Raw genomic sequence first — 12,293 nt, 5'->3', positions numbered from 1 at the left:
AATCAATGTTCGATCTCTACTGAAATTACATGATCAATTTTTTTAATTAAATAATAAATTTCTGTTGTATACTGTTTTTCGGGAGCTGATAATTTCAAGTCAATTTGTTGATTCCCATTATCAAGATCTTTCAGCTTTAAATTTCTAATAATAATATCGCTTTTTTCGTGTTCATTAAGACCTTGCCCTTTTCGTTCAATGGCTTTAACCAGCTCGGTTAATTTAAAATTAGGTTCCATCACTACTTTCACAAGAACATCTCGTTGACTTAATGCTGCTGGCCCTACTATTTTGATTACAGTTGGAATAAAGTTAATGGCTAATATAAATAGAATGACCGCTATAGATGGCAATAAATAAAAACCCGCACCAACAGCAATCCCCAGTCCAGATGCTGCCCAGATCACCGCAGCACTTGTTAACCCTGAAATGACGTCATTATTTCTACGTAGAATCACACCAGCCCCTAGAAAACCAACCCCACTTACAATTTGCGCAGTGAGCCGCATCGGATCCATTGCGTGATACGTAGGAGTAGCAAATTTGTGAAATGATTCGATTGAAACAATTGTTACCATACAACTAGCAACGCAAATGATCATACATGTTTTTAAGCCGAGTGGTTTGTGTTTTAATTGCCGATCAATTCCAATTAACAAACCAAAAAATAATGCGAGAGATAATTTAAGAACTAATTCTAATTCATTCATCATTGTATCCACCTTCTTCACTTATGACTTTCTTAGATTACCCATAAAAGTAAAAGACACCCAAAACGATTGAGGGTGCCTTTCCAATACATAAGCTATCCACTTCAATCGTTGAGTTTTAGCACTGTATGGCATAGGAAATGTCCAGCTACATTAAAAACCACCTTGATCGATAGTTTCTGTTGACCCATTGGCGTCTCTCGACATTTCTGGGTAGCAGCATATCTCCATACAGGAGCCTCACCTAACGAAGCATTTTTCAAGTTTTATAAGAAATCAAGTAGAGCCGTTGCAATAGAGAAATAAATTAATAAACCAAGAATATCATTAACCGTTGTAATGAATGGTCCGGAAGCAATAGCAGGATCTAACTTCAATTTATTAATCACAAGTGGGACCGTTGCTCCAATTACAGTCGCAACACTTAAAGTACAGAAAATAGAGAACCCAACAATTAATGCTAACATCCAATGTTGATACATGATTGTCACTGTTATACTTAAAACAATCATACAAATTAATCCGAGCATGACACCAGTACCTAACTCCCGCTTGACCATCTTTCCGATGCTTCCTCTTTTAATTGTTCCAAGCGCTAGACCACGAACGGCAACTGCTAAGGATTGTGTACCTGTATTACCAGCGGAATCCATAATGAGTGGTATAAAGACCGCTAATAAAACAATCTCTTCTAACGTTTCTTCAAATTGCCCAATGACCCCTGCTGTAATTAAACCAAAAAACATAAGCATAATAATCCATGGTGAACGCTTCTTGGCAGCCGTAAATGCACTAACATTGACATCAGTTGCGCCTTTGGCTGCGGAAATTTCGCCTAAATCTTCTGTTGCTTCTTCTTCAAGTATATCAATGACATCATCAAACGTAACAATCCCAACTAAATGATTTTGTTTGGAGACAACTGGAGCCGCTAAGAAATCATACTTTTTTATCAGTTTTGCTACATCTTCTTGGTCCATGTCATCCTGTACAGACACAACCCTTGTACTCATGATATTTTCAATTAATTCCTCTGGTTGTGCCGTAATGAGATCTCTTAATGAAATAACACCGACTAGCTTTTCTAACTCATTAACTACATACAAATAATAGATCGTTTCAGCATCCGGTGCATCATTTCTTAGTTTCTCAATCACATTTAAAACGATATCTGTTGATGAAATACTAACAAATTCTTTTGTCATAACGGCACCAGCAGTCTCTGGAGCATAAGACATTAATTCTTTGACATCTTCAGCTTCTTCTTTATTCATTTTTTGCAAGATATCTTCTGCTTTCCCACCTGTCATAACCGTCAAAAAGTCAGCAACATCATCTGCAAACATATTATTAAACATCTCTGAAGAATAGCTTTCATCAAGTTCTTGGTAAATTCGTTTTTGCTGGTCTATTTCTAACCCTTCGAAAATATGAGAAAAGTTCTCTGGAGTTACGTATTCGTACACTCGTTTCCGTGTAACATCGTCTAATTTCACAAAAATATCTACTTGATCAGTAGGGTGTAATTCTAAAAATGTTTCACGAAATTGTTCACGATCCTCAGCTTGAAGCGTATCTAAAATGAGCTGTTCATATTGCTCACGATTCTGTTCATCTAATTTAACCATCATGCTCCTCCTTATATGGGGAGTTCACCTAATTTCTTCAGTGAAAGACAAGATGTGGTTGAACCCCCGTTACGTGTATTCTTTTTCTGAATTGCCCACTTATGCATCGATTCGGGTTCCGGATTACTATCCATTCCACACCACCTCCATTCACCAAATTTCATCAACCATTACCTCGTATACTCATAAAGAAAAACAAAAAGACACCTTCTTATTAATGAAGGTGTCTTTCCAAAGCAAAATTAAGCAGAGTCCCACTCTAACAAATACATGTCAAAGTAAAGACATAGCAAATAAGCGTCCAGTTTCCTCCATTCGTAGAGCTTTAGCACTGTGCGGCATAGGAAAAAATTCCAGCTACATTAAAAACCACCTTATGTCGATGGTTCCTGTTGACCCATTGGCGTCTTTGGACATTTTTGGGCAGCAGCGTATCTCCAGCACAGGAGCCTCACCTAACGAGGTATTTAGTTAACAACATTTTTGAGATTACAGCAATGAATCTATCTTGTCAACAACAAATTCCATATATATTCTTTTCCGATTACCATTAACAGAATCATTGTAGGTGCCCATTTTCCGTCGGACATCTTTGCTTCTATACCCATTTTATCAATCACTCCATCACCCCATAAACTAAAAAACTTACGATATACTCACCAAAAAACTTTACTTCAACCTTCTTTTCCTTTATTATTTAAATCGTAATGATTATGATTATCGATGAAAGGTGGTTGCTAACATGGCCAAAAAATCAAAAGTTGCTAAGGAAATGAAAAGACAAGAGCTTGTAGCACGATATGCAGAAAAAAGGCGTGAACTGAAGGAGAAAGGAGATTACGTCGCCCTCAGTAAACTTCCACGGGATTCAGCGCCAAGTCGTTTAACGAGAAGATGTGAGTTGACAGGACGACCTCGAGGTGTTCTTCGTAAATTTAAACTTTCAAGGATTGCTTTTAGAGAGCTCGCCCACAAAGGGCAAGTTCCGGGTGTAAAAAAATCTAGTTGGTAAAAATTCAAGAAATATAGGATGTGTTCAGATTGGCAAAACAAAAAACTCTAACCGTTATAACAGGCTTTTCTTTAAAAGATAAATGTGATGTAATTAGAAAAATGCAAGAAAAGAACCCGAACAACCGTAAAGTGATTCTCTTCCGCCCTACCGATGTTCAGTTAGCATTACGTTCAGAAGAAGATCCCTTTTCACTTACACACTTTATTAGTGAGGCTGTTCATCACTTGGAGATAAATACGATAACCAATCTGATCTATACACTTGAAGACGAATTTCACACCAATCATACCGACGAGATTATTTTAGATATTTATCCTATCTCACATGTTGATACTCTGTTTGCAAGTTTAGCATCTCTAAGTGCAAGGCTAACTAGCTTGGTAATGTCCCATATTCACATCATAAACGCAAGGGATTTTTGGTTTACTTATTTTTCCGAACACGCCATTGAAGTGAATGAATTTGATTCTGAAATCTCAATTGAATATACGTTTGGTGAGACACTTATTCATCAGCTGGAGCACGCTGAGGCGATTTATTTGACCAATACAGATGAGCTTTCTCATGAGCGAGTAGGCGAAATATCCGTGTTCATACAAAACTTACAACCAAACGCAGTTGTAGAACGCCTTAAGGAAGTGGAGTACCAAAATGAGCATAAAGGGACTTTCTATAACATAGAAGAAGAAGCGAAACAACTATATAACGATCAAATCAAACTTTTCTCATCAAGAAGATCCTTACAAGTTATCGGTCAATATGGGATTGATACGTTTGTTTATAAGAGCGTTTTCCCTGTTGATTTTAGACTTTTAGAACAATTTTTCACTAAGATTCCTAGTGATGTGTTTCGTATGAAAGGAAGATGCTACAATCTCTCTACACAAGAATTACATTGCATTTCTCAAGTAGGATCATCGATACAAGTTGATACAAATGAGTTCTATTTCACTAATCAAAAGGATGTTCTAACGGAGTTCCTATTCATTGGGTCTGAGGTGAATCAAGAAGAGATTGAAAAAATGCTAAATGATTGTTTACAAATAACATATGAAAATAAAATAGCTTACTAAAACGTTGGAAAAAGGTAGTGATTTACCTTTTTCCTTCTTTTTTACTCATCTATTTTAAAATTAAGGATATATATACGGTTCTATAGGAGCTTGAATTTCTTCCCAACTATTCACTCTTATAACAGGAATCAGCAAATGATCACTACTCTCTTTCACATCTAATTCTCCTCTTACACAAATCCATGTGTTTTCTTCCATTCCTAAAGTTGCTCCTTTATCAATAACAAGCCCGACTGCATGAGCATCAGCCACACAATGAGTCACAAGAAATCTAGTAATCACTATAAGATTATTAGCCAGCAAATCATCCTTTAGTATGAACCCTTCGATTTCAATTGGCTTCCCCTTGAAATTTGCAGGAGATGAAGTAATCGCCCCTAAATAACTACCAAAATTCTCATTATCGACTTTAAGAACTGATTCCTTTAACATTTCCATTACTAGTTTCTCATGAGGATTGTTTAACTCCCCATGCCCATCAATATGGCTATGGTCATGGCTAGAATAATGAACTCCTCGGTTTAGTGCTTCTGCGGCACCAAAGTCTTTGTACGGGAGAAGAAAGCCTGTAAGAAGCGGTAGTATGATGATACCGTAAGCAATTATCGTTTTTGCTGTTACTCTCCCCTCATCATTTTCATGACTACATCCCCAAGGACCGCATTGACTATGATCGTGCTCATTGTGTCGCGCAGTAAAAATCCTAGGTACTTGGATAAAAAATAAAAATAGAAATAGAACGGAGGCTACTTGACTAAAAGAGAGATAATTAGGGTTTATAAATCTAGTAATTTCCCCTGTTTCATGCAGAATGAAGATAAATACAGCAAAAAGAAGTAACACGATTGCCTTAAGCATTTGCCTCACTTGTATATGTATAATAACTTTCTCCCCCTCTAGACCCATGGATGCACGAAAAGTAAAACTCCAAGTACAGTACCAGTAATGATAATCATAAGAACTAGTACAAAACGTATCTTAAAAACAGCCATCATCATGATTGTATTTTTCAAATCTAGCATTGGACCATAAATTAAAAAACCAAGCAAAGAGGTTTGTGGAAAAAGGTGACGAAAAGAAGCAGCTATAAACGCATCTGCCTCAGAACACAACGACAGTAAGTAAGCGAGTCCCATCATGACAAGTGTGGAAGCAAGGATTCCCTCTCCTAAACCAAGGATTGACTTAGTTGCAATATACGTTTGGACAAACGCTGCTAACATTGCACCCATAATTAGAAACTTGCCCATATCAAAGAACTCATCAATAGCATGCTCAAGCATCGCCTTCAGACGGCTTCCAATAGGTTGCTTTTGGGTAGATACCTGTTCATTTGTTTCACCTTTGGTTCTTTTTAATTGATTGGTTTGAAAGAGAACTAAGATGAATGCTGTAATGATGATTGCTATTCCTAGCCCTAACCCCATTCTTAATAATGCCATTCTCAGGTCTTCTCCAAAAGCCATATACGTTGAAAATACAACTATTGGATTAATTAATGGACCTGTAAGTAGAAAACCCACTCCAGCAAAAAGAGGAACTCCTTTAGCTATCAAACGACGGACAATTGGGACAATTCCACACTCACAAGCGGGAAACAAAGCCCCAAGTAAGCAGCTAGTCAAAACCGCTAAAAATGGGTTTTTCGGTATTAACTTCTTAAGATGTTCTTCGGTAACAAATATCTGAATCATTCCAGCAATAAAGACACCAATTAATACAAAAGGAATGGCTTCAATTAATATACTAAGAAATATCATATTAAACGTTAACAAAGATTCAGGTAGTAAGAGAGTCGTTACAGTAAAACGATCGTTAAATGATATCACCAAAACTGCCATTCCTATCAAAATAAAACCGACTATTTCTGTAGAATTTTTTGGGGTCCGCATATATGTTACCTATCCTCCATCTTTTATTTATTAAATGTATATGCGGACAAGTGGCCTTAATGAGGACAAATAATAATGATTACGATTTATAATAAAAAGGAGCTTTACAGCAGCTCCTCTTTTTACCCATTATTAAACCTTTATTTTCTGAACTAGGCGTCTCCATTCCTCTTTTATTTCATCCTCATTTAGATGCATCCCGATCAATACTAAATAATGATCACCATTATAAGTTGAACGCTCCCAACTTACACGTTTCATCGCATGTTGCATAAGATATGTACCATCTTTAAGGCTTACATAGCCTTTTGCTCGTAGAAGATTGTTTTTCCACTTTTGTAAGAACTTTTCAATTTCTAACGAAGTTGTAGTAGAGACGAGTGGCAAGGTAATGCTTTTGATTTTAGAGTAGGAGTTATGTGTATGCTCGTGATGACCTGATTGGTTAGCCTTTTTTATTCTTACATTGACCTTTACTGACGAAGATTTTAAATGGTCAAATAAGGGAGATAATTCGACGTTACTAAATGTTGCAAAAGTAATCTGAGAAGTTGGATTTTGTTTCATTAGAAGCTTGTTTATCTTTTGCTTTTTAGATTCAGAAACTAGATCCGTTTTATTAACGATAAGTAGATCAGCAACCTCTATTTGCTTTCTCGTTGTTCTTACAAGCTCACGATCAGATTCAAATATACTATTTTAAGAAAGAATATGTTCTGCATCAATTAATGAAATCACTTTTTCTAAATATACATGATTGATTAGCTCGGGCTCTGTTAATGAATCCGCTACTTCTTCGGGATTGGCAACACCAGTCAATTCAATGAAAATCACATCAGGCTTTAAGTTAAGCAATGTATTCATACATTGAACGACTTCGCTTTTTTTATTGCAGCAAATGCACCCATCTAATAACTTCTCAATCATTTGACTTTTTCCTAACAGAATTCTACCATCCGTATCCGTCTTTCCAATTTCATTCATTAAAACAGCTGTTTTAAGACTTCGGTTTACGGACTCCTCTAGTAGACGCTCTAAGAGTGTTGTCTTTCCGCTACCGAGAAATCCACTCAAAACAAACACAGGTATTTTAGACAATTCGACTCCCCCTATTATTATTTACTTCTCTATTCTACTGAACACAAACCGTAATCATTCTTATTTATATATTGTTTTGGTAAAAAAAAGAACTCGTCGCATCGAGTCCCTTTCCGTATAATGTAATCCCTACTTCCTCTTATGCCTTTTGCAAATTCCACTCAAACGGATCCTCTAGTGATTTCCAATCTGTTGTGAATTCAGTATCCGTTAACAAACAATCGTCTAATTCCCTTGTAATTTCATCTTTGTCTAGCTCAGTTCCTATGAATACCAGTTTGGTATGCCTATCACCAAATTCTACATCCCACTCTTCAAGTAAATGAGGGTTATCCTTTAGTATTTTCTTTTGCTCAGCAGCCGGAAGACTTGCAACCCAGTAAGAAACAGGTTCAATTGTAACCGAAGGACCTGCTTGTGACAGTAATAGCGCTAGGTTATTTCTTGTTGAACACCATGCAATGCCTTTCGCCCTGACAATAGTACCAGGCATTGAATGAACCCAATTTTGAAAACGTACGGAGTGAAATGGTTCTCTTCTCATGTACACAAAAGAGGAAATCCCATACTCTTCTGTCTCAGGTGTATGTTGTTCATGGCCTTCGGTTAACTCACGAATCCATCCGGCTGAGTTACTCGCTTCTTCAAAATTAAATAAATGTGTATTTAAAATTTCTTTTGGATCCACCTTTGCATGTATTGTTCGAATCAATTTTGCTTTTGGTTGCAATGTCCTAAGTACTTGTTCTAATTTTTGTAATTCGTCTTCTGATACAAGATCACATTTATTTATGATTAGCACATCACAAAATTCGATTTGATCAATAAGTAAGTCGGCTATCTCTCTTTTATCTTCCTCCCCTAATGATTCCTTTCGATCTAGCAAACTATCTCCTGAACGAAAGTCGTGCCAAAAACGATTCGCGTCCACTACAGTTGCCATCGTGTCCAAGCGGCAAAATTTTGTTAAATCAATATTTAACTCCTCATCTATATATGAAAATGTTTGGGCTACGGGAGTGGGTTCACTAATACCTGTTGATTCAATTACAATATAATCAATATTTCCTGCCAGAGCTAATTTTTCAACTTCAATTAGCAAATCTTCTCTAAGCGTGCAACAAATACATCCATTTGACATCTCGACTAATTTTTCTTCGGTTCTAGATAATTCCCCACCTTGTTTAACTAGTTCCGCGTCAATGTTTACCTCACTCATGTCGTTTACAATGACAGCCACTTTGAGCCCTTCACGGTTTTTCAAAATATGATTGAGTAATGTTGTTTTACCAGAACCAAGGTAGCCACTTAGTACAGTTACGGGAATGGTTTTTTTCATAAATACCTCCTACATGCCCCTATTTTTTCTAAACATTCTCGAATCGACATCCACTTTTATCCTTGTCTGTTGTACGAGTATCGCTTACGATTATGATTTTACAATTGACTTGTTTCCGTGATTCTTGTTTCATGTTCCATTACACTTAATGACAGACACATCAACCTTTCCTTGTTTTTTTCAAACCTCTAGATTTTTAATAATCGTAATCATTACGATTTATATTTTAACGTAAACATGCGAGATAATCAAATTTAAGCTATGTTCAGTGGGTAATATACGAAAACGCTAAAGCCTGTATCATCGCTTAAATGAAAGCAACAATACAGGCCAATTCTCATTTGTTTTTCTCAATTTAGCAACAATGAAATTTCCTAAATCAGCAATTAGCAAACCCGTTAACAATGAGGTCCGCTCGTTCAAAAGGTTTATGTTTTTCTACATAAAGGTCTTCTGAAATCATCCAATTATGTTCCCACATTTCACGAGCCTCTTCACCATCTCTTTCAAGACCTCGTGAAAGCCTGACTTCTCGTGGACAATTCACCCAAATAGTGAAATCATATTTACTTACTAATTCATTGCGAATGGAATAAACACCCTCAACTATTACAATCCCGCCAACGGGAACAATATGCCATTCAGATAGTTTATCCGTCTCCCAGTCATATCGCTGATAATGCCCCTCTTTGTCTTGACTAATTGGTTCTAGAACATGGTTTAATAAACGTATCCAATCAAAATCTGCCCCAACTGATTTTTTCTCTGGCTGTGTATTTACAAGCTGCGAGGATGGTAAATAAAAATCATCCATATGAACAACTGTTACATTAGAACATTCCGATATTAGTTTATCTGCTAATGTACTTTTGCCCGAACCCCCACAACCATCTATACCAATTAACAAGGTTGATTGCTTTTTGGGAATTGAATGAATAGACTTAATGAACTGTTTAACATTGTCATATTGACTTTTTTTGTTATTAGAAAACACTGATATCACCAACTTTAAGTTTGTTATGTTTTAGTTCTATATTTAATTCTGTTACACCTTTTTTAGAAACCAATAAAGGGTGTTTACACAATTAATTCAATATAGAATTCAACTCAAGAAAAAAGAGCAATCCCAGTTTTTAAGGATTGCTACTCTTTATATTAATAGATAATTTTTTTGAAGGACATTTCTTCTACTTTTCTGCAATGCTTTGTCCTTCATTGCCTTTATGAAGGACATTTCCTCTAGATTTCTGCACGGCTTTGTCCTTCATTACCTTTATGAAGGACATTTCCTCTAGATTTCTGCACGGCTTTGTCCTTCATTACCTTTATGAAGGACATTTCTTCTACTTTTCTGCACGGCTTTGTCCTTCATTGACTCCTAGATCGTTCTCCAACTGAAGAATAGCTCCCACGCACTTTAGGAATTAGCTTAGATCTCAATCTTTTTTATGATCTTGGCTGGATTGCCGCCCACTACTACATTCGCTGGTACATCTTTAGTAACAACTGCACCTGATGCAATCACAACATTGTCTCCTATTGTGACTCCTGGATTGATAACGGCACTTCCACCAATCCAGACATTGTTTCCAAACGTAATTGGTTTTGCGTACTCCTTACCTGAATTACGTTCTATTGGGTTTAAGGGATGTGTGGCCGTATAGATTTGTACTCCAGGTGCGAGCATACAATTATCTCCAAATCGCACTTCGCACACATCTAGAATCGTACAATCAAAGTTCGCAAAGAAGTTTTCTCCTACATAAGTATTATAGCCATAGTCAAATCTGATATTTGGCTCCATATATACGTTTTGTCCGGTTGAACCAAGTAATTCCTTTAATAATTGAGTTCGTTTTTCTCCTTCTGTTTCTACTGTTTGATTATAGATTCTCACTTTTCTTCTTGCTTCCTCACGATCCCTTATCAATACTGGATCAGCAGGGTTGTACATTTCTCCAGCTAACATTTTTTCCTTTTCAGTTCTCATTACTCGTCCCCTATTTCATTTAATTAATCTCTACTGTAATGATAACATTTGAATGATTGTTTTCATACGCATGCTCACAACATGTACTGAAAATACCGCGTAACAAAAGACAATGCTTTCGTTAATCCTCTCTTGAAACAAGAGGGCTTTTTTTCTTCTATCCATGGATGATATTGATAAGAACCATCGTCTAACACCAACAGGCTTTCTTGATTAAGGTACATGTTCATTTTTTTCTCTACCTGCTCTGCAAACTCTGTACTATCAATGACCACGACGGATTCAGTACTAAGATAAGCACTTCTTGAATCAATGTTAAATGACCCAATTACACTATACCTCTTATCGAATAAATATGTTTTTGTATGCAGGGACTCCTTAGGTCCCTGAAATTCATACAAATCGACATTAGACCTAGCAATCTGTACTCGATGGTGCATATATCCCGAATAAGCTAACACATTAGGTGTGGCAGCAAGTGAATTGGTTAATATGGTGATCTCCTTTGCCGAAATCCCTCTCATTGTACTTTCATCTATCATCTTTTTTGTTGGGATGATATAGGGACTTTGTATATAGATCGATTCTTCTGCCTGATCTATCAAAAATTGAATCTTCCTCCAAACGATCGGTTCTTTGTTAAGTCGCTCAATAGGGTTATGCAGAAACGTGATTCTATTCGTTGGCACAGAAATAGCTACCCAATCTATGTTACGGTTAAAAAGATCAACATGTTGATCTTTTGTCCTTTCAAGTTCTTGCATTCTCTGTAGGCCCTTTTGCCTTTGTCTTTCAGATACATGAGTCGCTGAATCTTTTGTATAGGGATGATGCCAAACGAGATTAAAGTACTTTTTCATTTCAATTAACACACTAGTGTCTTGATTTTCAGGTTCTGTATTTATAATGACAACATCTCGGTCATTTTTTGCCCCCTCATACCCTGGTCGTGCAAAATAAGAATCCCCTATATTTCTTCCACCAATCATAGCAAGTTCGTTGTCAACAATTAGCAATTTATCGTGAAGCCGATTGTTCCATGTCCAAGGTTGAAGAGCATGAAAAGGCTCATAAAACTTCAGTTCAATATTTGGGTGAGAGGCAAATGCAAATATAACAGCTTTATTATTCCCTCTTAAATTGTGCAGAACTCCATCAAGGATGAATCGAACTTGTACTCCTCGATCTGCTGCATCTATTATACTTGCAAAGAAAAGATCACTGGCTATCCCTTCGTGTAGCGTATGATAAGCGATATCAAGCGAAGACTGGGCATTTTCAATAAGGTTCAAACGCGCAATACCAGCTTCCTCTCGTTCCTCGACTAGTACCACTCTATCTTGGGAATGACCTTTATTCTCTCCTTCCATCATTAGGTTCTCGGAGCCATTATGTTCGGCAATAGGTTGAGACATAAATAGGAGAACTCCAGTGACGAACGCGTATAGAAAATAAAGACCAAATAAAGCTACAACGTACTTGAGTACTAACATCTTCACTTCCCTCCCCCCTTCCTTTCAGTTCCCTCCTCTTATCAAACTATGATCA

General features: G+C 36.8%; 11 protein-coding genes, 1 pseudogene and 2 riboswitches. Of the genes and pseudogenes, 2 read left to right on the top strand and 10 right to left on the bottom strand.

Translation table 11 applies throughout. The annotated features are described in order from the left end of the window. Positions 1–2: 2 nt before the first annotated feature. The gene (locus tag N0O92_RS18445; protein WP_315616135.1) at positions 3–713 is read right to left on the bottom strand and encodes an MgtC/SapB family protein; all 711 of its coding nucleotides are present in this window, start codon (positions 711–713) and stop codon (positions 3–5) included. Positions 714–806: 93 nt separating this feature from the next. Continuing rightward, a riboswitch (M-box (ykoK) riboswitch) is annotated at positions 807–969 on the bottom strand. Positions 970–976: 7 nt separating this feature from the next. After that, positions 977–2,338: a magnesium transporter gene (gene mgtE / locus N0O92_RS18440; RefSeq protein ID WP_315616134.1), complete on the bottom strand. Its 1,362-nt coding sequence runs from the start codon at positions 2,336–2,338 to the stop codon at positions 977–979. 302 nt (positions 2,339–2,640) lie between these two features. Then, a riboswitch (M-box (ykoK) riboswitch) is annotated at positions 2,641–2,808 on the bottom strand. Between the two features lie 272 nt (positions 2,809–3,080). On the opposite strand from mgtE, the gene rpsN reads away from it, so the two are divergent. Both rpsN and N0O92_RS18430 read left to right on the top strand, forming a co-directional pair. After that, the gene (rpsN, locus tag N0O92_RS18435) at positions 3,081–3,350 is read left to right on the top strand and encodes a 30S ribosomal protein S14 (protein WP_315616133.1); all 270 of its coding nucleotides are present in this window, start codon (positions 3,081–3,083) and stop codon (positions 3,348–3,350) included. Positions 3,351–3,379: 29 nt separating this feature from the next. Then, complete coding sequence (locus N0O92_RS18430; protein WP_315616132.1) at positions 3,380–4,426, top strand: GTP-binding protein; 1,047 nt, start codon at positions 3,380–3,382, stop codon at positions 4,424–4,426. Positions 4,427–4,486: 60 nt separating this feature from the next. Here N0O92_RS18430 and N0O92_RS18425 read toward each other — a convergent pair whose 3' ends face one another. The 8 genes and pseudogenes from N0O92_RS18425 to N0O92_RS18390 all read right to left on the bottom strand — a co-directional run bounded on the left by N0O92_RS18425 (position 4,487) and on the right by N0O92_RS18390 (position 12,238). Further along, the gene (locus N0O92_RS18425) at positions 4,487–5,284 is read right to left on the bottom strand and encodes a TIGR03943 family putative permease subunit (protein ID WP_315616131.1); all 798 of its coding nucleotides are present in this window, start codon (positions 5,282–5,284) and stop codon (positions 4,487–4,489) included. A gap of 38 nt (positions 5,285–5,322) precedes the next feature. After that, a complete protein-coding gene (locus N0O92_RS18420) occupies positions 5,323–6,267 on the bottom strand; it encodes a permease (RefSeq protein ID WP_315616177.1) in 945 nt (314 codons plus the stop codon). 183 nt (positions 6,268–6,450) lie between these two features. Continuing rightward, complete coding sequence (locus tag N0O92_RS18415) at positions 6,451–6,885, bottom strand: GTP-binding protein (RefSeq protein WP_315616176.1); 435 nt, start codon at positions 6,883–6,885, stop codon at positions 6,451–6,453. Next, positions 6,871–7,401: pseudogene (locus N0O92_RS18410) on the bottom strand (GTP-binding protein); the annotation flags it as partial. The gene N0O92_RS18415 and the pseudogene N0O92_RS18410, both read right to left, overlap by 15 nt. Positions 7,402–7,555: 154 nt before the next feature. Then, complete coding sequence (locus N0O92_RS18405) at positions 7,556–8,755, bottom strand: GTP-binding protein (RefSeq protein ID WP_315616130.1); 1,200 nt, start codon at positions 8,753–8,755, stop codon at positions 7,556–7,558. A 379-nt stretch (positions 8,756–9,134) separates the two neighbouring features. Next, positions 9,135–9,701 (bottom strand): uridine kinase family protein, encoded by a 567-nt coding sequence (locus tag N0O92_RS18400; RefSeq protein WP_315616175.1) that lies wholly within the window; start codon positions 9,699–9,701, stop codon positions 9,135–9,137. Between the two features lie 483 nt (positions 9,702–10,184). Beyond that, positions 10,185–10,745 carry a sugar O-acetyltransferase gene (locus N0O92_RS18395; RefSeq protein ID WP_315616129.1) on the bottom strand — a complete coding sequence of 187 codons (561 nt, stop codon included), beginning with the start codon at positions 10,743–10,745 and terminating at the stop codon, positions 10,185–10,187. A gap of 74 nt (positions 10,746–10,819) precedes the next feature. Then, entirely contained in the window at positions 10,820–12,238 is a 1,419-nt protein-coding gene (locus N0O92_RS18390) for a phospholipase D-like domain-containing protein (protein ID WP_315616128.1), read from the bottom strand. Between the last annotated feature and the right edge of the window lie 55 nt (positions 12,239–12,293).

This window comes from Alkalihalobacillus sp. MEB130 (assembly GCF_032335535.1).
Lineage (GTDB): Bacteria > Bacillota > Bacilli > Bacillales > Bacillaceae_D > Halalkalibacter.
Note: the sequence above shows the minus strand (reverse complement) of the source record. Positions and strands in the feature narration are given on the sequence as shown.

What these genes read in the sequence shown, in the direction of transcription:
- N0O92_RS18415 (WP_315616176.1), bottom strand. Translation starts at nt 6,885, where the DNA reads ATGAAACAAAATCCAACTTCTCAGATTACTTTTGCAACATTTAGTAAC.
- N0O92_RS18390 (WP_315616128.1), bottom strand. Translation starts at nt 12,238, where the DNA reads ATGTTAGTACTCAAGTACGTTGTAGCTTTATTTGGTCTTTATTTTCTA.
- N0O92_RS18425 (WP_315616131.1), bottom strand. Translation starts at nt 5,284, where the DNA reads ATGCTTAAGGCAATCGTGTTACTTCTTTTTGCTGTATTTATCTTCATT.
- rpsN (WP_315616133.1), top strand. Translation starts at nt 3,081, where the DNA reads ATGGCCAAAAAATCAAAAGTTGCTAAGGAAATGAAAAGACAAGAGCTT.
- N0O92_RS18445 (WP_315616135.1), bottom strand. Translation starts at nt 713, where the DNA reads ATGATGAATGAATTAGAATTAGTTCTTAAATTATCTCTCGCATTATTT.
- mgtE (WP_315616134.1), bottom strand. Translation starts at nt 2,338, where the DNA reads ATGGTTAAATTAGATGAACAGAATCGTGAGCAATATGAACAGCTCATT.
- N0O92_RS18405 (WP_315616130.1), bottom strand. Translation starts at nt 8,755, where the DNA reads ATGAAAAAAACCATTCCCGTAACTGTACTAAGTGGCTACCTTGGTTCT.
- N0O92_RS18395 (WP_315616129.1), bottom strand. Translation starts at nt 10,745, where the DNA reads ATGAGAACTGAAAAGGAAAAAATGTTAGCTGGAGAAATGTACAACCCT.
- N0O92_RS18420 (WP_315616177.1), bottom strand. Translation starts at nt 6,267, where the DNA reads ATGGCAGTTTTGGTGATATCATTTAACGATCGTTTTACTGTAACGACT.